Here is a 21,388-nt window from a genome sequence, read left to right as displayed (position 1 = left end):
TTAGCTTCCTCCAACAACTAAATCTGATTCAATCAATAAAGCTAACTTAGGATTTATTCCAATATCTTTTACAAATTTTTGATGATTTTTAAAAAGGGAGATAGATTGCATGGGAACTCCTTTATATGCCCGTTCTCTAATGTTCATTGTATGCTTAATACCATTAAAAAAACTAGCCTTTCCATAAATGAGTAAACTTTTCTCTAAGTCTAGAAGCCAAGATACAATAATGTCACTGCTCCAGTTATTATCTGTTATTACCTTGTTACTTATTTGTAAGATTTGATCACTATAAACATCAAACATGTAAGAGCCTGGTTTAAGTCCTTCTACAAATTTATTCACATAAATTACTGGAAAACATAGAATCATTTGATTTGTTTTAACAAAAGATTTTAAGTTCTCGAATATTTTTAATAATTCATTTGATCCGATTGAATATATAGAATAGCTTTCAATTACGATGTCAGGGGTATTTAAGCGACTGAAGTCTACTAATTCTTTATAATTTTCTAATTTCATTTCTTCTTTTGGTAAAGAGAACTGGTACATCTTTAAAATTTTCTTTTCGATTTCTTTGTCAACAAATTGTGATTGATACTCATTCCAATAGTACTTATTCATAACAATCACACATTTCCCAAAAATAACAAGTATCATAACTCAATGAAAAGTCATTTAAGTCAATCTTTAAAACATCATCAATTATACTATAGTTGGCTTTGGACATTTTTTTCTCTTTGTGTAGTTGATTGATTACCGGTAGCCAATCACTTTTATTTAACAAACCATCATATTGAAAAAAACCTTTCTCATTGTAAAACAAATCTACCATAACTTGAAAATTCAAATTATTTTTACCTGATTGACTACCTCTTAGTTGAGATTCAATACTATAAAAGAAGCATAGAGGGCAAGGGTTTCCCCATCTAGGAGAATAATAATTACTAAGGTAAAGACTATGATTGTATGCAAAAACAAATTTATATACATTCGTACTATCTTTATTTATAAAACTAACTATTTCTTTTAACTTTTGTAAACTAAAGGGATCTAAACAAACAATAATTAATTTATCCTCGTAATTTTGATCTTTAAATTCGTCGAGTGACCTTATCTCGTGATCTTCTTTCCAAATATCTCTAGACAATTCTAAAAATTTCGAGCTATTTGAGAAGATTACTATATCGTTTATACTTGATAAATATGTACTGTTCTCTTCCTTAATGATTGATGAATCCATTAAAAATTTTATTGATTCATTAGCAATATTCTCTTCTTTGAAAATTACCATAAAGTCATTAAAAGTAATATTTCCGATTTTATTTTCTTCCATATATCTGAGAAAATTAACTAGCACTTCATTTTTAGTTGCAAAAGAATTATCTTTAGTTTGGATTATTGTTGTGTTTTCATCTTCTAATTCATATATCAAATATGGATTAACTACATATTTCAATCAAAACCCCTCCAATATTTATACTACTAGCTTCCGATATAAATCATTAATAGGAGAGAAGATAAGACTTCTCTCCTATTAAAGTAAATCTATTTGGTGAAAACTTTCTCTTGAGAAGAAGCTCCTGCTCCACAACAGCAGCAGCAACAACAACAGCAGCAGCCACCGCCACCGCCACCGCCGCCACCGCCGCCACCACCACTACCGCCGCCTTTACTAAGCGAGATAGATGTGTCAGCAAATGAAGAACCTAAGCTTGAAGAAAATGATGTAAATAAACTTTGGGAAATAAGAGAGTCTTGCATTTTAGACTGCTGTTTATCTTTAGTACCCATATTAAAACCACCTTCCATAATATTAAGAAATAGCTAGCAATTTCTTAATATTATGGTAAATTACAAACAAGCACCTTGTCAATCTTTTTTTAATTTAAAACTATTTAAATAACAATATGATGATAGCCTTTTTTAATGCTGTTTAAAATAGCTAACTACAAAATTAAATAAGAAAAACTTTAATTAACTGAATATTTAGAAAATACAAAATAAGTTAAATCACACAAACTATTATTATTTTTTAAAAAAACTGTATATTAAAATAACATGATAATTAACAAAGTAAATTATATCACTAGTTATAATTATTACTTAACTTAGGACTATAAAATCGTCCATCAAAAACTTTAGCCATTATTATTTATGGCATTTTTTCTTTCCTTTATGAGATTCAAAAAATATTCCGTTTGCTGTTTGGTATTTAAAGAACTCACTGCGTGGTTAACTAATTTCTGTACAACAACTTCTCCGTACTCATCTTTTATAAAATCTACATAAGGAATGCTCGGTCTGTAAGCCCGTGCTAGCACGTTCTGAGAATATTTGATCTCTGCTACTGTCAGATATCCTTTATTTAGTAGGCTACTTATCACCGCAGCAGTCGTATTTTTGTTTAGTTCCGGCAATATTTCTAATAATTCATGTTTAGTCAAAGACTGATTTAATTCATAAAAATAGCACATAATTTGATATTCAGATCTACTTAATTCTGACATAATAACCCCTCAACTTTTTCAGTGCTTCTCTATCTGTAAAATATAGAAACAACCAATAGTAAAAATAAATATATGATAGTATCTAATATAATCCATTGTTTCCTACCATTTGTTGCTTTGGTAGAAAAAAAACAACTTATACCATATAGTATTAAAAATAGCATTGATAATGAATAACCTTTCAAGCATTCAGTTAAGGTTATATCTACCAAAATTAGAATTAGAGGTACCATATATACCCATGCATACCACTTTCTCACATGGTGTGGTAACTTACTAAAATTTGAATTCACACATAAATCTCCTTTTAGATATTTTTTAACTTTAATACATATTACATCACACGAAATTAATAATAAAGTTTTAATTTATAAAAATAGCGCAATAATTAAAAATAGTGTTTAATATTTACCCCCTAGCTTATTTTGTTTACACTTTATTCATTTTTATCACAGAAAAATACTTATCTCCCCTAATAAATGAGCATAGCAAATCTTTTTTGTAAACTCTAATTTATGCATTGATTAAGGACTTCATTAGCTGTGAATAAAAAAGGACGTGCTAAGCACGTCCTGGAGTTGAAACTATTCTTTTATGGAATTGAATTAGTAGAACTGCAGCCTTATGTCGATTGCGTTCTTGGCCAGCTGATAGCCAGCTTCATCAACACCAGAAAATACTTCTAACGGCGAAATATTATACCTCTTGCCGTTTTCGAATTCATAGAAATCTTGATTGGTAAACAAGTTATAGGCTAAAGCAACCAGTCGTTGCTCCCCACCGGATAAAGTGCCATCAAACCATAGGTCACTATTGATTTCTTTTTGGACAAAATTAACCATCGAGCGACGTTGGTTAAATAATCTTTCATCACCAGTGAAGATAAAAAACCAAGCTACGCCAATAAGGATCTCGAAGATCTGTAAAGCTCAATTCATCCATCATAAAACTAAATCTGGCAATATGTTCCTTGTTTAGAAATAATTCTTCCATTATTGTTCCTCCTCTAATTGGTTTTGACCATTCCTTCAGCAATTACTCAAACGTTACTTTTGCAATTTCAAAATCAAAATACCTTCCAGATACCCAGTCTACATGACCGCTATCTGTAAAAGTTTTGCGGATCACATCCTCTTCATCTTTTAGCGCAAGTATGGCGTCAAGGATTGCCTTTGCTTCGTTCTCCTTAAAAATACCTAACTCTTCTTTTCTTTGCGTAAATTGCAAATTTTCAACCGTCGCAGCGTTACTCAAAAATCCCATCAGTTCCTTAGAAAAATGGTTGAAAACGATCACTGTCCAAACCTTTTCTCCTCTATCTTCAAGAGAAATTAGTTTACCGCCTACATCATTCTTCATTTGGTTTGACCAGGATAAAGTGATCTCTTCCATCGACCTTCTGATACTCTCGTTGACACTCTTTACATAAATAATGACCATTAGGATAAAGAACGTCCCCTTTTCTGACACGAACTTGTTTTGCTAACTCACCGCAATCACATTTGATCCAGCTAGGCGGCCAGTATAAGCGTCGATTGTAGGGCGTTATTGGTACTTTCCATTGCCCACCGTAACATTGTCTTTCTTCAGCCATCTTTATAAACTCCCTTCATCACTCTATTAAGCACCTAATCGATCCTTATCTTTAAAGCGGACACTTTCTGCATAACCCGCGTAAAAAGCTTCCCAATCCCTCACGGTATGAGAGGTATCTTTCCCAGGTACCAGTCCAATCTTTTCGACTTCAGTCTGAACCACTTCAGGTACTTGCAAAGCCAATTCATAGCCGTTTGTCAGCACTTGTTTTCGAAATGTTTGCGACAAACCTTTCAAGTATCCTTCCAAATAGTCTTGTTTTAACTGCCATTTCCGTTTGTATTTTCGTCTGATATCAGGCAACTGAAGAAATTGCCTTGCGCAGTAGCTGGCACTACCACGAGCATACTCAAACGTGATTTGAGCAATTTGTACATCGGACACGATCCCAACAAAGTGAAGTTCAATCGGTTTTCCGGACACATAGTAATACCGGACACGAAAATTTTTAGCAATGATCCTCGCTAATCGGTAAAGCCATTTTTGTGGCCGGCCTTCATAAATCACCGTATTGATCACTGCTTCTGACTTTTGTTCTTGCTTATAATGAAAAACGTCTGATTCATCGATATTATGCTGAAGCATCAACTCTTGTGCTTTTGCCAAGGCTGACATCGACTCTTCGTCATTGGCATCATTTGCAAGAGCTAATAATTTTACGATTTTCTTTTTGGCTTTTTCATCCATTGGATCTCACGTTTTGTCTGATTTTAGTTTACCACGTATTGAATAACGGTTTCACTGATAAAAGTAATGAGTAAAAGTGATAGCACTTCAATGAAATAGAAAATAAAGTGCGGTCACTTTCTGAGCGCAGGAATTTCAAATCCCGCTTTTTCTTGCTCAAGCAACATATCTAAAGCGATACACATTAATTTCGATTCACTTTTTTTGTACTTAGTGTTCAAGTGCTTCAGTCCCTGCTTCCTCTTTTCATTAAGCGTTACAGGAAGACGTGTATTTCCTTTTGCAATAGCCATAACTCGCTCTCCTTCATTGAAACGATCGTAGATTTGATAAAAGACGCAGCGAGCGTAAATCACACTCGCCGCAGCTTTGAACCGATTCTTTTCTACTGATTGTTTTTCATGACTTCCTTTGCTTCTTCTGTAAGGGGAAAGACTTTTGCAACAGCCATGCCACAAGGAATTGCCCCTACAGCTTCCTCACAAATGACACCAGCTTCTATCAGCACCTTTTCAATGCCCGTATTTTCAGACCACCCTTTGATTGCGACGTAATCCTGTCTGATCCCGATACTCGTGTTCACCGTGGCCGTGGCAACCAGCTCTTCTTCAGACTGACCTCTTCTTTTCTTAGTCAGTTGAATCGCTACATTGTTATTATCTTCATAGTGATCAAATATCACAGTACATTTTTTTTTATTTAAAACGGCATTCATTATTTTTCCTCCTAGAGATAAGGAGTTGCATTATCAAGCTCTGATTATTCAGTGGCTTCTTCTTTTAATTGATCCGCAAGTTTTGTAAGCTTGGCGGCATTATCAAATCGCATTCTTTCTATAGAAGACCTTTTATGAGCAAGATCTGCAACAGTTGTTGCGGCAACTCCTGATTTTTTTTGAATTTCATACAATGATTTTCCACTTTCAAAAAGCAACCATTCTATCTTATCTTTATCTGCGTACATCTTTTTTCCTCCTGAAAGGAGTATGACAATTAAAACTTGCCACTACTCACAATTATGGTATATTTTGAGTAGTAGCATTCCTTGCACGGTTTTGTTACTTGCGCTTGTTCTGACCCCATCAGAATAAGTGCTTTTTTTTATTTTGCAGTAGTGATCCCTCCCTTTTTTATCCGTATACCGGATCATCAGATAGTTATAGATCCTTTCTAAAAATTAAATATATCGGTATACCGTTGTATTTTTTATACCACGGTATACCGATACTGACAATCTATTATTGCTTTTTTTTGATTTTAATGGTCAAAAAAGTTGGTTTTAACCAATTTGGAAGTGTTTTGCTATGAAATAAATGACTGATACAGTAACCGAATTTCCAGCTTGTTTGTACAGCTGACTGTCCGAAGTCTTTTGTTCATACCTGCAGTTATAGTGATCAAGCCCGTTACTGATTATTTCTTCAGCGATCTGCCTACTACCGAATTTCGCTGCCAAAAAGGCCCAATCAGGAAACGACTGCAGTCGCCAACATTCAAGTGGTGTTAGTTTCCGGATCTGAAAATCATCGGTTACTACGACTCGCTGACCACCAGTAAGGACGGTATTTGATTGCTGATTTCCCACACGTGCCCGACGCTTAGTATTTACCTAAAGAAGCAATATCCGTTTTTATCTCACTGTGTAAATTGATTCATCCTCATGATATTGAAATCTCTTTCATTAATTTAAATTTAGCGTTATACTATAAAAAAAGGAGATTAAACTATGACGAAAATATGTTTTATGCTAACTTCCAATTCTGGTATAGGAACGACTACAATATTTGCTACCCACGCTAAACGTAATATAGATGATTTATTAGCTTATTTTTCTAATTATTATAATGTAACAGCAAATTAGCCAGAAGATAAAGATACTGTCGATATACTTGTTATCCCAGATTCCTTTGGCGCATTCATTAATGAACGTAATCTACCTGTTATTAAGGTACCTACAATTTTATTTTTAGAGAGAAACTTTGAGAAAATCAAGGTTTATATTGATAATTATTTTTTGGAAATTTCAAAAAACAAAATTCAGATAGACAAAATATAATTCATTATTTAACAGTAACTCTATTTCATGTCTCAGCATTTTCCATTGTTCACTCAGTTTCTTCATGCGCATGAAAGGTATTTCAAGTACCTGATGGATTAAGAATACCGAGGAAATGGTTTGTTAAATTACGGAACAATGGTGGTACTTAGGCCTTTTTTAAGAAAGAAAAGCGATCTTTTTTGCCCTCCACGTTCCAGCCGCCTCCACCACTTAGGAGGGCAAAAAAATAGACGTGCAAGGCACATCTGTAGAGCAAAAGGTTGATATTTCACTGAAATCTTGCTATACTAATTATGTAAAGAGGAGTTGCGCTAACAACTCCCCTACAGCACCGTTTAAGACGGTGGCAGTTTTATTAGTTAAGAAATAACCGCATCCTGCTAAAGTTGACGGTTATTTTTTTGCATTCTTTTTTCGTTTCTTCTTGCTTTTACGCTTAGAAGAACGAGTGTTTATAATCGTATCTGCTAGTTTCACACATGCTTCGATTAAACCAATAAAGGCTAACAAAACAGGCGCTATTGCTAACAAAATGCCGATTATATCCACATCTTGCAAAAGGCTACTCCTTTCTTCAGATTTCGATAGTACATTCATAATGCACCACCTCACTTTCAAAAAAAGCGCCACCGTCACAAACTTTACTGTACTCATATTATACCATAACTCACGCTAAAAACCTATATTTATCAAGGGTTTTAGCGTTTTTTTTATACCTGAATTCAAGCGAAAGGCTTGTTCCTTCTGTCGCTCCAGCCACCGCCACCGCTCCTTCAGAAACCGTGTTGCTGACACAACCCGAAGTGATCGATAGAAAAAAATACCAGGATCAGGCAGAGATCTCTTGTTCTTTTAAAGCCAAAATAGACAAAGCATTCGCAAACTGCAGTAAGCCTAATTGAGAATCATCGACGATCACATTTTTCTGATAATGGATCCGATCGCTCACATGATTGATTGATAGTCCGTAGACAAAACGCATCAAAAAAATCTTTCGTCTCCGATCGGTGATTTCTGGTTTATATGGATGGCTAATGGCCGTCAGACCCAAAGAAAACAAGTGGTGAAAATAAAGAAACTCTTGTTTGAACTGCTGATTTTCTTGAACAAAGCTAGAGTGTTTGATTTCTGGTATATCTTGGTCTAAGAGCGAATACGTTGAATGGATCGGCGGCATCCTCGTCAATCCCATCCTTTCCCTTGAAACAAGATAACTAGAGAGCATCGATCCGATCTCTCCTTTGGTTTTATCCCAATCGATCACCTCTTTTTCAGGTAATTCAAATTGGTGAACATCAAATAATCGCACATTATTCCTCTTTTCATGATAGGTGATACACACAGCTGTCGTTTACACCTAAATAATTTCTTTTTTAATTCAAAAAAGACCTGGAAAAAGATCCCAAGTCTTTGTTTCTCAAAATGGTAAATCATCATCTGGTAAATCGATTGCCGAGCTGCTTTGTGCAAATGGATCCGTTTCTTTTTTAGGTAGCGGCGGCGGTGTTGGTTTGCTTTTTTCAGCTGTTTCGTTGGATTCATTCGAACGCTGCTCAGACACATCTTTTGATTCCATTAATTGAAACGTCTCTGCCACGACTTCTGTGACGTACACTCGCTGTCCTTGTGGGTTATCGTAAGATCTTGTCTGAATACGTCCAGTCACGCCGAGAAGCGTCCCTTTCTTTGCGTAATTGGCAAGGGTTTCGGCTGGTTTGCGCCAAATGACACAATTGATGAAGTCAGCTTCTCTTTGACCGCTTTGATTGGTAAAATTTCGATTCACGGCCAAAGTGAACGTGGCCACTGCAGCACCGTTCGGTGTAAATTTTAATTCTGGATCTCTCGTTAATCTTCCTACTAATACGACGTTATTGATCATGCTTTATTCCCTACTTTCTTTGCTTTTTTTGGCGCATTGACAAATGATACAAAAGTGATCTGTCCCGTATCGCTCAACTTGATTTTTGCATGATAGGTCGTCTTGTCTGCCTTTTTGATTCCTGAAACCACGGTTTCTTTCCCGACTAACAAATCCTTCAGATTGGTTTTCGTCAATTTTTTCTTCCGGAACTGATCAGATAACGTAAACGTACAGTTAGGATAATTCGAACAACCGTAGAAAGACTTTTTCAACACCACATTTCCGCCACATTTCGGACATTTACCGATCGTCTGCTTATCAGCTTCTTTTTTGACTTCCGCTTGGTAGGTGTGGAAATTCAACTTCTGAACATCATCTGGTACGTGTTCGATCAAATGCACGATAAACTTCTTGATATTGGCAATAAAGGTCTCTTGATTCCCTTCTTTTTTCCCGATTTTCTTTAAGTACGTTTCCCATTTTGCCGTCATTTCAGCACTCGTCAATAAGTGCTGGCTCTCGACTGCCTGGCACAGTAATTTTCCTTTTTCGGTAACGATCAATTTATTTTTTTCTACTTTGATATATTCTTTTTGCTTCAGTGTTTCAATAATGCTCGCACGTGTCGCTTCTGTACCGATTCCTTCGACTTCCTGAAGGATCTTGATTGCTTGTTCATCATCTACGGTCTTATTAGCCGTTTTCATTGCTGTAAGCAACGTGCCTTCAGTAAATGGTTTCGGCGGCTGCGTCTCTTTCTGCACGCTTTTTACCTCCGCTTGAATCGCTTCACCGATCATCACAACTGGTAATGTTTGGCTCTCTTCGTTCTCCTTGTTGGTATCGGCTTTGAATAAGATCTTCCATCCCTCGACTTTTGGCACTTTTCCCGTCGCTTTAAAACAGAGAGTTGACACCATGGTTTCTATTACGGTTTCTTCATAAGTGTAATCTGGTAAAAACATGGCGATCGTTGTTTTCATGACGAGCAGATAGATTTTCTTTTGTAGATCATCTAATTTATTAAAGGCTGACTCACTTGCGACTTGCTTCGTTGGAATAATGGCGTAATGCTCTTGCACCTTACTTCCATCGACATATCGCTTTCTTGGCTGATCTTGTGCCATGGGTTCATCTATGGATAAAAAACGGGCATAACTGTCGTAATTCGCTTTTAAGTATTGAAATTCACTGTCTGTAATAAATGGTGTATCTGTTCTTGGATAGCTCAACAATTTTGCTTCATACAGTCCTTGCATGGCTTTCAACGTCTGACTGGCTGTTGCTTTGTACAGCTGATTGATTTTTGACTGCAGACTGCTCAATGAGAATAAATTGGGACTATTCGTTTTCTTCATTTTTGTTTGAAGATCTTTGATCGTTCCTGGTTGTGTGCCGATTGCAGCGCCCTTAGAAGAAACAAAGGAAAGTAGTTCCTCTTTAGTAGAAAAACGTTGTGACGGGCTTAATAGGGCTTTGAACGAGCCAGTCGTTGCCTTGATCAATGATTCGATTTCATAAAATGGTTCTTTTTTAAAATGCTCGATCATTTGTTGGCGTTGATAGATCATGTAAAGCGTTGGTGTTTGTACTCGTCCAAGAGAGAACGTTCCATTTGCTCCTTTTGAACGAAGATTCAACGTGTATAGCATACTCCCGTTCATGCCAATGAGCCAGTCGGCAATTTGCCGTGTCTGTGCTTCTTGATAAAAAGGATAATAGTCCATTCCTGGCTTTAAGTTTTGAAACCCACTACGAATCACATCTTTTTCAAGACTATTGATCCATAAACGTTTGTATGTTTTTTTAGTAGAAAAAGCGCCTGATTCATGAATGATCGACCAGGCGATATTTTCCCCCTCTCGATCACTATCTGTTGCAATTATGATCGTATCAGCTTTCTTTAACAGTCCGGAAACGATCTTAAATTGTTTTTTCTTATCAGCTGCGACCTGAAAATCGTATTGTTGCGGAAAGATAGGCAATGCATCCAATGCCCAATTCTTCCATTTTTCATCATAATGTCCTGGTTCTGCTAATTCGACCAAATGGCCGAAGCCAAAGGTGATAAAGGTCTCATCTGAAAAAATTGGATCTTGGATCTCAAAAAAGCCATCCTTTTTCACGCTATGCTTTAAAGCACCAGCATAGGAAGCTGCTTGACTTGGTTTTTCTGCTAATATCACGGTAGTCATTAATTCCACCCCATTCATTATTTTTCTTCTCAAATAAAAATAGGATAGATATCAATCCATCTATCCTATCAACACTTCTATTTCATGATAAGTGGCTAAATCGTAAAGGTTTCATTGTCGATTATTTTTTGTTGATTACTTGCTAGTCTATGAGTATATAGATTCTTGTAGAAAGACTGTTCTTCTTTGTCAGTGGCATTTTCCATAGCAATTCTCAACTCTCCTAATTTATACTGTTTGAACGCTTCGTACATTTCAGATAATTCTATTCTTTTTGGTTGATCCATAAGAGTCCTCCTTATAGGCATAACTGTTTCAAAAATATGGCAACGGCTAATACCTATTACCTGAATGATTTTATCAATCATTCGTTTCATCATTAGTAGATTCGATAGATTATTGACTAATATGATCTTTCGCTTTCATTTTTTCCATTTCCTTCTTAATTTTAGCTTTTTTAGATTGATCCGCACTTTCATATATACCTAATAAAGCAAACAAGCCAACGAAAGGCATTAAAATATCTCTAAATGAAACCGTCAATTTACCTGTTACAAATAGATATATGACAATTAAGCTAAACACAATAGGCAGAATAGCTCCTAAATATTTATTACCTAAATAACCGGCGAAAGATTGGAACCCAATGATTGCGACAATAAAAAGTATCTCCCAAAAATTATTCATTCAAACTCTCCTTATGTTTTTCTATAATTATTTTTGCTGCATCCAAAGTAATTTTCTCATTTATTACCATATTCATTACCTCTATTTCAAACGAATCTTTAATAGCATCAACAATTTTTATTTTATCGATTAAACGATCCAATCTTAAACGAACGGTAGGATAGCTAACCTTATATTCCTTAGCAAGTTGCTTTAAAGAACCAGAAGACAATAAAAACCGTTTGATAAATTCTTGTTCCTCATATTCTAAATGAAAGAACCAATCCACTTGACCACTCCTTTAATATTAACATTATTTATTAAATTTTAACATTATTAAAGTTTTTACGCAATATATATTATAATTATTTGAAAATATTGAAGAGTTTTTTTCAAAAGATCAAGTTTCTTTATGCTTCCTATGCACCAGGTATCAGAGCAATAAAATTATAAGAACTATGAACGATCATAGAACCATAAGCTTTTTTCGTTTTGAGAGCAACCCAGGAATAGACAAGGCTGTTTAAAAAATAGGGCAATAGAAAAACTTGCCCATTTAAAACAGAAAAAATGAAACTAGAAAAAAAGACTGCAGCTGGCAAGTTCGTACGTCGAATCAAAAAAGGCAACAGTTTGACCCGCATCAAGTATTCTTCAATGATCGGTGCCATTACAATAGAGAACGTTGCGGCAGAAATGGAAATTCCGTGTCTTGCTTCTGGAAGTCTAGGCAGCATTGGATGCATCAACGTAAACCGATAGTCTTCCGTTCGTTCACTCAGCCAATCTATCCAAAGCTTTAAACCGGTCTCTACAGTAGGAACGCTGTGAGGTACTAGGTCTTGTCTCAGATCGTACCAGTCAAGATGATTAATCAGCCTTTTTGATTCGTCCACTCACGTAAAATCGGGATTAATTCCGGATAATACAGTTCGAGCAGCATATGCGTATCAAAGTAGCTTATAGTTAAGCCGATCCTAGTTAAATAGTCCAGTTGGGCATCAAACTCTTTTATCACTTCAGCTTGATCGATTTGCCCCCCTGGCAGTCCAAATCTGGGAGGGAAGAGTCCATTTACCTCAATCAGCGAAGAATTTGACTGGCTTCAGTCATTGGAAACCACTTCAGATAGTCCCATTCCGATGTATCCTTAACAAGAACAAGCAAGTGGACGGATTTATAGTCCACTTGCTTGTTCGATAAATTTATTTGATATAAATATATTGATTCGATATAATTTTCACAATATTTAAACTTTTCAAAATATTAAATGTTCGAGTAAGAAATTCGAAGAAAGGAGAAGATAAGAAAAATATGAAGTGCTCAAAAAAATGGTGATTGTAGTTATTTTGTTTTTTGTGGTATTGAGTGGGGGAGTTACAGGACTTGCTACAGTTCAAAACAATAAACTCTCTGATTTGTATTCCCAAGTTTCAACATGGGAAAAAACTGGGAGAACGTATACTACCAATGAAAATGATATTGGGTATTCTGTTGTTGAACTTAATACTGAAAATATATTCGAAGTGCCAGCCAGTCTTCCTATTACAGCTACAGATTATGAAAATGGCGTATTAGTTGATTACGATGGAAATGACAATGATTTTCAAGTGACATGGACAAAAAGCGGAAATATCAGTGAAACGGTACACATGGATTCGAGTTTTAACGTTATAGACGAAACAACTGGAAAAACAGTTTCTAGTGAAGATATAAAAGTTGTTAAATATGTTTTTACTAATGCGAAAGATAAGTGGAATCAAATCAATCAAAATTAGCAATAGTTTGAAGTGTTGTGCATGAAGAAATATTTGTTTTTATTGGGAGTAGTTTTGTCTTTGGGCGTATTGTTTTCTAAAAATGTTGAAGCTTCAGAAACGAAGGTTGCTACTATTGACGACGAAACGGTAGTTTTAGAAAAAGTTGAAGACTTAGAAACAATTAGCTCGATTTTAGAAGAATATGGTTACTCGACAGAAGAAGTTGGATCTGTATATAAATATACTGTTGAAGATCCTATACCAGTTTTTAATCGCACACGTGCTTACAGAGTGGATGTTCTATCTGCAGCTTATAGAAAGCATAAAATTGCTACAGGAGCAGCAGTTGGGGACTATTATAATAAGCGCTATAAGGCTTTAAATGTTCGAAATGGTTATGAATGGGTAAGTGGGTATGCAATTTATATCAAGCAAGTAAGCACGACAGAGGAAGTTCTGGATCATATTCGAGTTTATAATACATGGTAATATGCCATCTAAAAAAGTGATTCTTGAAAGGAAATAAGAGGTATTTAGAAATGAAAGTATTATTAGGCTCACAAGTAGACATTCTATTTTTAAACGATAAAATAGAAAATATTAGAGGTACAGTAATAAATATTTTTGAAGATTCTATGAGAGTAGAAGTTGAAACAACAAAAAAGCACTTAATCATATTGAAAACAGCAATCGCAACAATAACACTTTTGGATTAACTCAGTTAGTTTAAATATTAGTTAACACAAGACGCCCGTCAATCAAACGATTGACGGGCGTTCTTTGTGATTTTCAATTGGTCTAGCTATGTTGAGAGCCTAAAACGTCGGTAAATCAAGCTTCTTCTCTTTGGATCTTTTGTGAAGAAATCGGGGGGACGAGTTGGAACGGTGTTATGTTCCAAGCTGGACTCGCCGCAAGATAAGCGAAATGTTGCTTTTCTAACAAGCGTAAAATGCAGCGGACTTGATCCGCTGTTTTGTCGGACGTAATAGCCAGGCATTCCACAAAGTCAGCAGGCAAGGAGAAAACGGAACGATTCGCTGTCTGCCAGCCGCTGACGATCGTGGGATCAAATTCATACCGCCGACAAAAATCACTCACCGACAAACCAAGGTGCCCCACGATATACGCAGTAATCGGATAGCTGTCAACATAAGCTGAAAACGACATACACAATTCATCCTTTCAACGCTATCTTAGGTTTCACGGAAAAAGTGCCACCACTTCTTCTGTCTTTCTTGTTTCAGTCGCACGACTTCATTTTCAGGAGTAAATTTCCCCTTATGTTCTGAGGGGGTCTCATAACCACTTTGAGACGTTTTAAAATTTTTGGTATCATTGTTGGATTCTTTGTTTAAATCTTATGAGAAGTGTTCCTGCGACGTCAGAAGCAGTATTTGTTTGTTCGCTTGCAAAGTTAGTTGTTGTTGCTGATCAAGAAGTTTTTGTTGTTGGGCTGGTTCTGTTGCAAAGTCTGAAACTCAAAAACACTATCTCTGACCAACCGTCAATCTAAGCAGGTATTCCCATTAATATTTTGATTTCAGTAGAAACTGAAAAGCCGAAGAGTGTTCCATTTCTTCGGTTCTTTTTATATATTCCTCGAATGGTCTCCATCCCCTTAATCGTGGATGAGGCAGTCCGGAGACTTCGATAAAATTTATTCCGTCGCTTAATTGGCCTATGATCTTGTTCTATTAAATTGTTCATATACTTCACAGTTCGATGCTCTGTTTTGGTGTATAATCCGTTTCTCTGTAACTTTCTAAATGCAGATCCTATAGAGGGTGCTTTATCTGTTACGATGACTCTAGGTTGTCCAAATTGTTTATGGAGTCGCTTTAAGAAAGCATACGCCGCCTGAGTATCTCGTTTCTTTCGTAACCAGATATCTAAGGTTAAACCGTCCGCATCAATCGCTCGATAGAGATAATGCCAACGCCCCTTAATTTTGATATAGGTTTCATCCATTTTCCACGAATAGAAGGACTGTTTATTTTTCTTTTTCCAGAGATGATAGAGGATTTTACTGTATTCTTGAACCCACCGATAAATCGTAGTGTGACAAACATTTATTCCACGGTCATAAAGCAATTCCTGAACTTCACGATAGCTCAGATTGTAACGTAGGTAATAACCAACAGCGACAATGATGACGTCTTGTTGGAATTGTTTGCCTTTAAAATGATTCATCTCTCAAGCCTCACTAACCTTTTTTCTTACATTTTACAATAAATACAGGAAATTAAAAAACTTCGCAACAGAACCTCTATTATCATGAGTCGTCTAAAAAACTTAGGAGTTGAAGGATAAAATGAAAATGAATCGTCCTCAGAAAAAAATCCGGGAGCATCGCAGAAGAAGTCTTTTGCTTTGTTTGGGCATTAGTTGTTTTTTACTCGGAGCTGTCCTCTTCTACAGCGAAAATCAACCAGCAGCTGCCTACGAGCAGTTTTTAGAGATCGATTACTTAACTGCTTTACTGGAAGAAAGACCTTCCCCTGAATCCATCAGCGATCTTGGCCTCGATCTCATCAAACGTAGTGATCGGGTAAACCAAGAGCGCAGTGCCATTAACCGAAAGCGGCGCCGCGAAAATGTGATCGTCACGGAAGAGACTAGAAAAGTTTTTTCTCCCGATCAAGGAGCAATGGTTGATGAAGTAAGAAAAGTAACCACTCGTTTACCTGATTCAGCCATTGATTTGTTATCAACGATGGCTGACAGCAGCGCTCTCGAGACAAAAAGAGTTCCTTTAGGTTCAAGGGACAAACTGTCCAAAATCAGCTTTAATTTTGACTCCGATAACGCGGGAAATGAACATTTATCGAGAATCACATTGGTTGATGTCCCAGAATTTTTCGGTATTGATTTCTCACAATTCGGGAAAGAGGATGATATTGAGGAGATCAAAGAGACATTGATCGAACAGTATGGTTTAGATGCTCACATCAGAGACGTTAGCGCCATTCGGAGACTTTTCTTTGTTCATGAAGGATTTGAGTTTTACATTAGTCAAACCTATAATCCAAACGGAGTCGGCATCACTGTCCAAGCAGTAGAACCATAAACAAAAACTATCGAACCCCCGTCTCTTTGCGGGTTTAACAAAAAAGGCGTCTGCGAATCCAAACGCAGGCACCTTTTTTCTACTTCTATTTTTATTTAGGCAAAAACGGTCGACCAATTGTCACGTTCATCAAGAAATTCTTGCGCTAATTTTTGCGCACCCTCTAAGGTATGGTTCGCCGCCCAACCGCATTGCACTTCATTGCTGGCAGGTACTTCAGTTGCTTGCAAAACGTCCTTCATGGTTTTTTCTAGGACGGTCAAAATCTCTTCATAATCGTCGTGATTCAAGACAGTCAAATAAAAGCCGGTTTGGCAGCCCATTGGTGACCAGTCCACGATATAATCCGCATGATTACGAATCAATTCTGCCGTCAAATGTTCTAGCGAGTGCAGACTTGCCATATCCATATGCGCTTGGTTCGGCTGCTTCAAACGGACATCATATTTGATGATGGTATCATTCGTTCCTTGTTTTTTATCGGCAACCCGTACATAAGGTGCTTTGACTTTCGTATGATCCAAATTAAAGCTTTCAACATTCATTTTCATTGTACTTCTCTCCTACTCTTTTTGTGCTTCCACAAGCCAAACATACTCATTGATCTGCTTAAAACGACTGGTAAACCCATGCTGACGAAAGTATCGTTCGATATCCGCTATAACTGGATAGTACTCTCTTTGCAGATCAGCGGCTAGTCGCTGGTGACCAGCTTGCCGTGCTTCATCGATTCGTTCCATTTGGTGGGCTAGAGAAAGAAACATCGTATCCCCGAAAAGCACTTTCCCGCCTTTGGGCAGCATCGCAGCATATTTGCCGATTGCCCGTTGTTTTTCGTCCTCCGTAAGATGATGAAAAACATAGGTAGAAACGATCGTATCAATGACATCCGTGATCTCAGGAAAAACCTCCATATCACCATCTACAAAAGTCACTTTAGAAAGACTGGGTTTTGACTTGGCGATTCGCCGCATCTCTGGCGATGGCTCGATTGCCAGCACGTTTTTTCCTTGATCAAGCAGAGCTTGTGTTAGATTTCCAGTTCCACTACCGAATTCTACCACAGACTGCCCTGCTTTTTCAGCAATTTCAGCGAGTAACTGTTCATATTTGAAAAAAACCGCTCGATATTCTTCATCCTTACCTGCAACTGTTTCATCGTACTCAGCTGCCCAGTCAGAAAAAATTGGAATAAACTCTCTCCCCATCACTAGCTACCTGCCTTTTCAAACGCTTGCTCTAAATCTGCCTGCAGATCCTCACCGTTTTCGATGCCGACCGACAACCGAATCAAGCCATCTTTGATCCCAGATTGCTCACGAATTTCTTTAGGGATCGAGGCATGGGTCATCACGGCTGGCACTTCTACCAAGCTTTCCACGCCACCTAAGCTTTCTGCTAAAGTAAAAATCTTTAATGATTCAACAAATTCTGCTGTTTTCGTTTCATCGTTTAGTTCAAAAGATATCATACCGCTATACCCAGACATCTGTGATTTGGCGATCTCATGTCCTTCATGGGCAATCAATCCTGGATAATAAACCTCTGCGACAGCTGGATGTGCCTGTAAGTAGTGGGCAATTTTCATCGCGTTGTTTTGATGTGCTTCCATCCGCAAAGCAAGTGTTTTGATGCTTCGTTGGATCAACCAGCTATCATGAGGCCCCAATACACCACCAATGGCGTTTTGTAAAAAAGCAATTCTTTCGGCGATTTGCGGCTCTTTGGCAACCGCTAACCCAGCTACTACATCACTGTGTCCACCGAGATACTTGGTAGCACTGTGAATCACAATATCTGCGCCTAATTGTAGTGGCTTTTGAAAGTAAGGCGTCGCAAAGGTATTATCCACGATCGTCAAAATGTCCTGTTTTTTAGCTAGTTGGGCAACGATTGCGATGTCCGTGATCTTCAATAATGGATTAGTCGGCGTTTCCAGAAAGATCGCTTTGGTTTCTGGAAGGATGGCTGCTTCAACGGCAGCTAGATCATTGGTTTTGACAAGTGTATAAGACAATCCGCTTTTTTCTAATACTTGATGGAGCAAACGAAACGTCCCGCCATATACATCATCCCCTAAAATGACATGGTCTCCAGTCTGAAACAGCGAGAAGACCGCATGGGTGGCTGCTAATCCTGAGGCAAAAGCAAACCCTTGGGCGCCTTCTTCCAGATCCGCAATCAATTCTTCTAAGGCAAAACGAGTTGGATTGCCTGAACGACTGTATTCATATTGCTTTGGCTGACCAAGAGTATTTTGCCGATAGGTTGATGTTTGGTAAATTGGCACACTAACAGCACCAGTCATTTCGTCTTCGCTGATACCGCCGTGGATTACTTTTGTATTAAAATGCATGGTTTACTCCTCCTATGAATGGGGTGATTGCTGATTCACCCGCATAAATCTGTTTTGATAGATAGCGATCGCCTCCATCTGGAAAGACGGTAACGATCGAGCTTCCAGTTGGTAATTCGAGGCTTTCTTTTACTGCTGCTGCCATTGCCGCTCCACTTGAACTTCCAACAAGCAGACCATAGTTTTTTGCCAAGTAACGCGTAAAAGCAAAGCCTTCCGCATCACTGATCGTATAAATTTGATCAATAAGCAAATCGTCAAAAAATTGTGGAATGAACTCAACACCGATCCCTTCAATCTCATGTCCATGGGCAGGCCCGCCATTTAAGATCGATCCTTCTGGTTCAACGACAGCAAGTCGAGTGCTTGATTTTTGCTTCTTTAAGTATGTTGCGACACCCGCGAAGGTCCCCCCGCTGCCAGCTCCAGCAACAAAGCTGTCAATTTTTCCAGATAACTCCTGAAAGATCTCTGGGCCTAAGGTTGCTTGGTAGGCTGCAGGATTGTTTTGATTGTGAAATTGCATTGGCATAAAACTATTTGGCAGCTGTTTTGCTATTTCCTTTGCTTTTTCAATCGCCCCTTGAATGCCCGCTTCAGTGGGCGTATGAACGATGGTCCCGCCCAACGCTTCAATCAGTTGCTGCTTTTCAAGGCTAAATTTTTCAGGAATGACAAAAATCATTTTTAAGCCATACTCGATCCCAGCTAAAGCTAAACCAATTCCAGTATTTCCCGCTGTCGGTTCGATAACGGTTGTCTCATGATCGATCACATGCTCACGAAACGCTTCATCGATCAAATACTTTCCTAAGCGGTCCTTGATACTTCCACCAGGATTTAAATACTCAAGTTTCGCATAGATGGTACTTCCCTTTTTGCCGCCAAATGCTGCGGCATCAAATTCAAAGAATGGGGTGTGCCCAATCAATGCTTTTATATTATTAACGATCATTGCTCGACTCCTCGCTCAACTTTGTTTGGTACAGCTCGTATGCTTCATGTACTCATTTTCGTTTGCTATCATCAGCCGTCGCCAATGAAAGCGGTAAAAAACAGCAAACAAAAAGGGGTACTGACTATTACATCAGTACCCCAAAAACATGTCGGCTTATCCGGATAGAAGTGAATCACTAAAGAAACTTCAGCGATCTTCTGCGACAAAGGAACTAATAATAGGCATGACAAATCGGTATGCTGCTTTTTGCACCATACAACAACAACAGGTAGTTTGTGTGTTGACGTTTGTCATGTCTTGTTCCCTCCTTTAATTTGCTTGTTATCAAAATAGCACGACTCTTTTTTATTGTCAAACATTTTTTGAAATCACCGAGCACACATTGATGGTCTTTAATAAAATAACATCATAGAGGATAGTAAGCACTCACATAGGCATCCACGGCTTTGATCGCTGCTGCAACATCTTCTGCAGAAACCGGAAATGGCATATTGTGGATCGTTTCCCCTTCGATGGTTGCTTGCTCGCCAATTTTTAATAGGTCTGCATCGCTGGCTTCCGCAAGATGCATGTCGGATAATGTCGTCGGTAATTCTAATGCCTGATACAATTCTATATATTGGTCGAGCTCTTCAGGATCTGCATTTTCCAGCATCAATTGAGTGAGTGTTCCGTAAGCAACCTTCTCACCATGGGTCAGATCATGAACGTCTCCTTCAAGGGCTGTCAAGCCATTATGAATCGCATGAGCTGCTGCCAGACCTGCACTTTCGAAGCCTAATCCACTAAGTAAAGTGTTGGCTTCCACGATTTGTTCAAAAGCTTCGGTAACGACTTGTTTTTTATTTGCTTGATAGGCTTTTAAGGCATTCTCAAAAAGGATCTCTTCGCATTTTTCAGCGATCGCCATGCTGGCAATTGGTTGCACGCCGCCAACCATATTTTTACTATGGCTTCGAGCAACAGCACGTGCCTCGACATAGGTTGCGAGTGCATCCGCAATACCAGCGGCTAGCAATTTGGCAGGCGCTTTGGCAATCACAGCGGTATCCACTAAGACAAGTTCAGGATTTTTGTTATAAAAACGATACTTTTCAAAACGACCTTCATCAGTATAAATAACAGAAAGTGCCGAAGTTGGTGCATCAGTGGAGGCAATCGTTGGCAAAACAGCGATCGGTACTTTCAATTCATCCGCAACAGCTTTCCCAGTATCGATGGCTTTCCCACCACCTAATGCGGCAATCACTTCGATTGATTCACTTTTGGCTTTAGAGACGATACGATCGATTTCATTTGCAGAAGCTTCTCCACCAAAAATTTCTTTTACCGGATCTAACTCGGCTGCTTTTAGGTTCTCAAATAGTTCTTCACCGGCAATTTTCCAAACAGTTTCATCGGTCAAAAGCAGCACTTTCTTTCCTAAATCTTTGATATGGGATAACCCATGCTTCAAGACCCCTTTTCCTTGAAAGTATCGTGACGGACTCGCAAATATTCTTTCCATTGTATCTCCTCCTTTAATTGGTCTACTTTTATTGTGACACACTAAGCAAGCGATTTCAAAGGAAAAGAAAAAAAGATGGCCAAGAAGATTCGATTCTTGCCCATACTACACATTTATAGCCATACAAACACTCATGCCCTTATAAAACGGATGGTTTTATA

Annotated in this window: 33 protein-coding genes and 1 pseudogene; 5 read left to right on the top strand and 29 right to left on the bottom strand. The window is 37.8% G+C overall.

What is annotated here, in order from left to right; translation table 11 throughout:
- The 21 genes and pseudogenes from IGK14_RS07055 to IGK14_RS06955 form a co-directional block, all read right to left on the bottom strand.
- Positions 1–624 carry a hypothetical protein gene (locus IGK14_RS07055; protein WP_034695557.1) on the bottom strand — a complete coding sequence of 208 codons (624 nt, stop codon included), beginning with the start codon at positions 622–624 and terminating at the stop codon, positions 1–3.
- Positions 617–1,459 (bottom strand): McbB family protein, encoded by an 843-nt coding sequence (locus IGK14_RS07050; protein WP_010748136.1) that lies wholly within the window; start codon positions 1,457–1,459, stop codon positions 617–619. The genes IGK14_RS07055 and IGK14_RS07050 overlap by 8 nt, the downstream gene beginning before the upstream one ends.
- An 89-nt stretch (positions 1,460–1,548) precedes the next feature.
- Entirely contained in the window at positions 1,549–1,794 is a 246-nt protein-coding gene (locus IGK14_RS07045) for a hypothetical protein (RefSeq protein ID WP_010748135.1), read from the bottom strand.
- Positions 1,795–2,141: 347 nt separating this feature from the next.
- Entirely contained in the window at positions 2,142–2,510 is a 369-nt protein-coding gene (locus tag IGK14_RS07040; RefSeq protein WP_010748134.1) for a BlaI/MecI/CopY family transcriptional regulator, read from the bottom strand.
- 605 nt (positions 2,511–3,115) lie between these two features.
- A complete protein-coding gene (locus IGK14_RS07035) occupies positions 3,116–3,352 on the bottom strand; it encodes a DUF6075 family protein (protein ID WP_010748132.1) in 237 nt (78 codons plus the stop codon).
- Positions 3,353–3,380: 28 nt separating this feature from the next.
- Positions 3,381–3,503, bottom strand: coding sequence for a hypothetical protein (locus tag IGK14_RS07030; protein ID WP_438711922.1), 123 nt, complete (start codon positions 3,501–3,503; stop codon positions 3,381–3,383).
- A gap of 42 nt (positions 3,504–3,545) precedes the next feature.
- Positions 3,546–3,902, bottom strand: a complete 357-nt coding sequence (locus tag IGK14_RS07025) for a hypothetical protein (protein WP_010748130.1) — start codon at positions 3,900–3,902, stop codon at positions 3,546–3,548.
- Positions 3,859–4,104 (bottom strand): hypothetical protein, encoded by a 246-nt coding sequence (locus IGK14_RS07020; RefSeq protein WP_010748129.1) that lies wholly within the window; start codon positions 4,102–4,104, stop codon positions 3,859–3,861. Before IGK14_RS07020 ends, IGK14_RS07025 begins: the two co-directional genes overlap by 44 nt.
- Before the next feature lie 26 nt (positions 4,105–4,130).
- Positions 4,131–4,793, bottom strand: a complete 663-nt coding sequence (locus IGK14_RS07015; RefSeq protein ID WP_010748128.1) for a DUF2786 domain-containing protein — start codon at positions 4,791–4,793, stop codon at positions 4,131–4,133.
- A 113-nt stretch (positions 4,794–4,906) separates the two neighbouring features.
- Positions 4,907–5,086, bottom strand: coding sequence for a hypothetical protein (locus IGK14_RS07010; RefSeq protein ID WP_010748127.1), 180 nt, complete (start codon positions 5,084–5,086; stop codon positions 4,907–4,909).
- 92 nt (positions 5,087–5,178) lie between these two features.
- Entirely contained in the window at positions 5,179–5,508 is a 330-nt protein-coding gene (locus IGK14_RS07005; protein ID WP_010748126.1) for a hypothetical protein, read from the bottom strand.
- Between the two features lie 44 nt (positions 5,509–5,552).
- Positions 5,553–5,756: a hypothetical protein gene (locus IGK14_RS07000; RefSeq protein ID WP_010748125.1), complete on the bottom strand. Its 204-nt coding sequence runs from the start codon at positions 5,754–5,756 to the stop codon at positions 5,553–5,555.
- 315 nt (positions 5,757–6,071) lie between these two features.
- Positions 6,072–6,398: pseudogene (locus IGK14_RS06995) on the bottom strand (DNA cytosine methyltransferase); the annotation flags it as partial.
- Between the two features lie 846 nt (positions 6,399–7,244).
- Positions 7,245–7,448, bottom strand: coding sequence for a hypothetical protein (locus IGK14_RS06990; RefSeq protein ID WP_002290540.1), 204 nt, complete (start codon positions 7,446–7,448; stop codon positions 7,245–7,247).
- Between the two features lie 232 nt (positions 7,449–7,680).
- Positions 7,681–8,160, bottom strand: coding sequence for a hypothetical protein (locus IGK14_RS06985; protein ID WP_010748123.1), 480 nt, complete (start codon positions 8,158–8,160; stop codon positions 7,681–7,683).
- 108 nt (positions 8,161–8,268) lie between these two features.
- A complete protein-coding gene (ssb, locus tag IGK14_RS06980; protein ID WP_010748122.1) occupies positions 8,269–8,733 on the bottom strand; it encodes a single-stranded DNA-binding protein in 465 nt (154 codons plus the stop codon).
- Complete coding sequence (locus IGK14_RS06975) at positions 8,730–10,910, bottom strand: DNA topoisomerase 3 (RefSeq protein WP_231435465.1); 2,181 nt, start codon at positions 10,908–10,910, stop codon at positions 8,730–8,732. The genes ssb and IGK14_RS06975 overlap by 4 nt, the downstream gene beginning before the upstream one ends.
- Before the next feature lie 95 nt (positions 10,911–11,005).
- Entirely contained in the window at positions 11,006–11,197 is a 192-nt protein-coding gene (locus tag IGK14_RS06970) for a hypothetical protein (protein WP_010748120.1), read from the bottom strand.
- A gap of 109 nt (positions 11,198–11,306) precedes the next feature.
- On the bottom strand, positions 11,307–11,597 hold the full coding sequence (locus IGK14_RS06965; RefSeq protein ID WP_010748119.1) for a hypothetical protein: 291 nt from the start codon (positions 11,595–11,597) through the stop codon (positions 11,307–11,309).
- Positions 11,590–11,865 carry a DUF2089 family protein gene (locus IGK14_RS06960; RefSeq protein ID WP_010748118.1) on the bottom strand — a complete coding sequence of 92 codons (276 nt, stop codon included), beginning with the start codon at positions 11,863–11,865 and terminating at the stop codon, positions 11,590–11,592. Before IGK14_RS06960 ends, IGK14_RS06965 begins: the two co-directional genes overlap by 8 nt.
- Positions 11,866–11,995: 130 nt before the next feature.
- Positions 11,996–12,220 (bottom strand): CPBP family intramembrane glutamic endopeptidase, encoded by a 225-nt coding sequence (locus IGK14_RS06955; protein ID WP_230209467.1) that lies wholly within the window; start codon positions 12,218–12,220, stop codon positions 11,996–11,998.
- Between IGK14_RS06955 and IGK14_RS06950 the strand changes: the two genes are divergently transcribed.
- Entirely contained in the window at positions 12,147–12,338 is a 192-nt protein-coding gene (locus tag IGK14_RS06950) for a hypothetical protein (protein ID WP_230209474.1), read from the top strand. The two genes, IGK14_RS06955 and IGK14_RS06950, sit on opposite strands and share 74 nt — an antisense overlap.
- Positions 12,339–12,450: 112 nt before the next feature.
- Here the strand turns inward: IGK14_RS06950 and IGK14_RS06945 are convergent, their stop codons facing one another.
- Positions 12,451–12,624 carry a ChbG/HpnK family deacetylase gene (locus IGK14_RS06945; protein WP_369521902.1) on the bottom strand — a complete coding sequence of 58 codons (174 nt, stop codon included), beginning with the start codon at positions 12,622–12,624 and terminating at the stop codon, positions 12,451–12,453.
- Positions 12,625–12,907: 283 nt separating this feature from the next.
- Here IGK14_RS06945 and IGK14_RS06940 point away from each other — a divergent pair, with 283 nt between their 5' ends.
- The 3 genes from IGK14_RS06940 to IGK14_RS06930 are packed head-to-tail and all read left to right on the top strand — an operon-like array spanning position 12,908 to position 14,052.
- Entirely contained in the window at positions 12,908–13,354 is a 447-nt protein-coding gene (locus tag IGK14_RS06940) for a hypothetical protein (RefSeq protein WP_010748117.1), read from the top strand.
- A 21-nt stretch (positions 13,355–13,375) separates the two neighbouring features.
- Positions 13,376–13,825, top strand: a complete 450-nt coding sequence (locus IGK14_RS06935; protein WP_231435464.1) for a hypothetical protein — start codon at positions 13,376–13,378, stop codon at positions 13,823–13,825.
- Positions 13,826–13,875: 50 nt separating this feature from the next.
- Positions 13,876–14,052, top strand: coding sequence for a hypothetical protein (locus IGK14_RS06930; protein WP_010748115.1), 177 nt, complete (start codon positions 13,876–13,878; stop codon positions 14,050–14,052).
- A gap of 115 nt (positions 14,053–14,167) precedes the next feature.
- On the opposite strand, the gene IGK14_RS06925 is transcribed toward IGK14_RS06930, so the two are convergent.
- Positions 14,168–14,506, bottom strand: a complete 339-nt coding sequence (locus IGK14_RS06925) for a hypothetical protein (protein WP_005225232.1) — start codon at positions 14,504–14,506, stop codon at positions 14,168–14,170.
- A gap of 342 nt (positions 14,507–14,848) precedes the next feature.
- Positions 14,849–15,529 (bottom strand): IS6 family transposase, encoded by a 681-nt coding sequence (locus tag IGK14_RS06920; protein WP_010748113.1) that lies wholly within the window; start codon positions 15,527–15,529, stop codon positions 14,849–14,851.
- A gap of 121 nt (positions 15,530–15,650) precedes the next feature.
- Between IGK14_RS06920 and IGK14_RS06915 the strand changes: the two genes are divergently transcribed.
- Positions 15,651–16,406, top strand: coding sequence for a Tat pathway signal sequence domain protein (locus IGK14_RS06915; RefSeq protein WP_231435057.1), 756 nt, complete (start codon positions 15,651–15,653; stop codon positions 16,404–16,406).
- A 95-nt stretch (positions 16,407–16,501) separates the two neighbouring features.
- On the opposite strand, the gene IGK14_RS06910 is transcribed toward IGK14_RS06915, so the two are convergent.
- From IGK14_RS06910 to IGK14_RS06890, 5 genes are all read right to left on the bottom strand, one after another.
- Positions 16,502–16,957: an S-ribosylhomocysteine lyase gene (locus IGK14_RS06910; RefSeq protein ID WP_008382180.1), complete on the bottom strand. Its 456-nt coding sequence runs from the start codon at positions 16,955–16,957 to the stop codon at positions 16,502–16,504.
- Positions 16,958–16,969: 12 nt separating this feature from the next.
- Positions 16,970–17,614, bottom strand: coding sequence for a class I SAM-dependent methyltransferase (locus tag IGK14_RS06905; protein ID WP_010748111.1), 645 nt, complete (start codon positions 17,612–17,614; stop codon positions 16,970–16,972).
- A gap of 2 nt (positions 17,615–17,616) precedes the next feature.
- Complete coding sequence (locus tag IGK14_RS06900; protein ID WP_010748110.1) at positions 17,617–18,762, bottom strand: cystathionine gamma-synthase; 1,146 nt, start codon at positions 18,760–18,762, stop codon at positions 17,617–17,619.
- A complete protein-coding gene (locus tag IGK14_RS06895) occupies positions 18,752–19,717 on the bottom strand; it encodes a PLP-dependent cysteine synthase family protein (RefSeq protein WP_010748109.1) in 966 nt (321 codons plus the stop codon). Before IGK14_RS06895 ends, IGK14_RS06900 begins: the two co-directional genes overlap by 11 nt.
- A gap of 409 nt (positions 19,718–20,126) precedes the next feature.
- On the bottom strand, positions 20,127–21,227 hold the full coding sequence (locus IGK14_RS06890; protein ID WP_438711914.1) for a glycerol dehydrogenase: 1,101 nt from the start codon (positions 21,225–21,227) through the stop codon (positions 20,127–20,129).
- Positions 21,228–21,388 lie beyond the last annotated feature (161 nt).

Origin of the sequence: Enterococcus sp. DIV0970a, assembly GCF_051711265.1 — a bacterium.
GTDB classification, from domain to species: Bacteria; Bacillota; Bacilli; order Lactobacillales; family Enterococcaceae; genus Enterococcus_D; species Enterococcus_D casseliflavus.
The sequence above is the reverse complement of the archived record's forward strand: the minus strand, read 5'-3'. Positions and strand labels throughout refer to the sequence as shown.

Bases quoted from the DNA above. Each gene is read 5' to 3' on its own strand.
- IGK14_RS07055 (WP_034695557.1), bottom strand. From the start codon at position 624: ATGAATAAGTACTATTGGAATGAGTATCAATCACAATTTGTTGACAAA.
- IGK14_RS07045 (WP_010748135.1), bottom strand. From the start codon at position 1,794: ATGGGTACTAAAGATAAACAGCAGTCTAAAATGCAAGACTCTCTTATT.
- IGK14_RS07040 (WP_010748134.1), bottom strand. From the start codon at position 2,510: ATGTCAGAATTAAGTAGATCTGAATATCAAATTATGTGCTATTTTTAT.
- IGK14_RS07035 (WP_010748132.1), bottom strand. From the start codon at position 3,352: ATGGTTAATTTTGTCCAAAAAGAAATCAATAGTGACCTATGGTTTGAT.
- IGK14_RS07030 (WP_438711922.1), bottom strand. From the start codon at position 3,503: ATGGAAGAATTATTTCTAAACAAGGAACATATTGCCAGATTTAGTTTT.
- IGK14_RS07025 (WP_010748130.1), bottom strand. From the start codon at position 3,902: ATGGAAGAGATCACTTTATCCTGGTCAAACCAAATGAAGAATGATGTA.
- IGK14_RS07020 (WP_010748129.1), bottom strand. From the start codon at position 4,104: ATGGCTGAAGAAAGACAATGTTACGGTGGGCAATGGAAAGTACCAATA.
- IGK14_RS07015 (WP_010748128.1), bottom strand. From the start codon at position 4,793: ATGGATGAAAAAGCCAAAAAGAAAATCGTAAAATTATTAGCTCTTGCA.
- IGK14_RS07010 (WP_010748127.1), bottom strand. From the start codon at position 5,086: ATGGCTATTGCAAAAGGAAATACACGTCTTCCTGTAACGCTTAATGAA.
- IGK14_RS07005 (WP_010748126.1), bottom strand. From the start codon at position 5,508: ATGAATGCCGTTTTAAATAAAAAAAAATGTACTGTGATATTTGATCAC.
- IGK14_RS07000 (WP_010748125.1), bottom strand. From the start codon at position 5,756: ATGTACGCAGATAAAGATAAGATAGAATGGTTGCTTTTTGAAAGTGGA.
- IGK14_RS06990 (WP_002290540.1), bottom strand. From the start codon at position 7,448: ATGAATGTACTATCGAAATCTGAAGAAAGGAGTAGCCTTTTGCAAGAT.
- ssb (WP_010748122.1), bottom strand. From the start codon at position 8,733: ATGATCAATAACGTCGTATTAGTAGGAAGATTAACGAGAGATCCAGAA.
- IGK14_RS06975 (WP_231435465.1), bottom strand. From the start codon at position 10,910: ATGACTACCGTGATATTAGCAGAAAAACCAAGTCAAGCAGCTTCCTAT.
- IGK14_RS06970 (WP_010748120.1), bottom strand. From the start codon at position 11,197: ATGGATCAACCAAAAAGAATAGAATTATCTGAAATGTACGAAGCGTTC.
- IGK14_RS06965 (WP_010748119.1), bottom strand. From the start codon at position 11,597: ATGAATAATTTTTGGGAGATACTTTTTATTGTCGCAATCATTGGGTTC.
- IGK14_RS06950 (WP_230209474.1), top strand. From the start codon at position 12,147: ATGAAACTAGAAAAAAAGACTGCAGCTGGCAAGTTCGTACGTCGAATC.
- IGK14_RS06955 (WP_230209467.1), bottom strand. From the start codon at position 12,220: ATGCGGGTCAAACTGTTGCCTTTTTTGATTCGACGTACGAACTTGCCA.
- IGK14_RS06940 (WP_010748117.1), top strand. From the start codon at position 12,908: ATGGTGATTGTAGTTATTTTGTTTTTTGTGGTATTGAGTGGGGGAGTT.
- IGK14_RS06935 (WP_231435464.1), top strand. From the start codon at position 13,376: ATGAAGAAATATTTGTTTTTATTGGGAGTAGTTTTGTCTTTGGGCGTA.
- IGK14_RS06930 (WP_010748115.1), top strand. From the start codon at position 13,876: ATGAAAGTATTATTAGGCTCACAAGTAGACATTCTATTTTTAAACGAT.
- IGK14_RS06925 (WP_005225232.1), bottom strand. From the start codon at position 14,506: ATGTCGTTTTCAGCTTATGTTGACAGCTATCCGATTACTGCGTATATC.
- IGK14_RS06920 (WP_010748113.1), bottom strand. From the start codon at position 15,529: ATGAATCATTTTAAAGGCAAACAATTCCAACAAGACGTCATCATTGTC.
- IGK14_RS06915 (WP_231435057.1), top strand. From the start codon at position 15,651: ATGAAAATGAATCGTCCTCAGAAAAAAATCCGGGAGCATCGCAGAAGA.
- IGK14_RS06910 (WP_008382180.1), bottom strand. From the start codon at position 16,957: ATGAAAATGAATGTTGAAAGCTTTAATTTGGATCATACGAAAGTCAAA.
- IGK14_RS06905 (WP_010748111.1), bottom strand. From the start codon at position 17,614: ATGGGGAGAGAGTTTATTCCAATTTTTTCTGACTGGGCAGCTGAGTAC.
- IGK14_RS06900 (WP_010748110.1), bottom strand. From the start codon at position 18,762: ATGCATTTTAATACAAAAGTAATCCACGGCGGTATCAGCGAAGACGAA.
- IGK14_RS06895 (WP_010748109.1), bottom strand. From the start codon at position 19,717: ATGATCGTTAATAATATAAAAGCATTGATTGGGCACACCCCATTCTTT.
- IGK14_RS06890 (WP_438711914.1), bottom strand. From the start codon at position 21,227: ATGGAAAGAATATTTGCGAGTCCGTCACGATACTTTCAAGGAAAAGGG.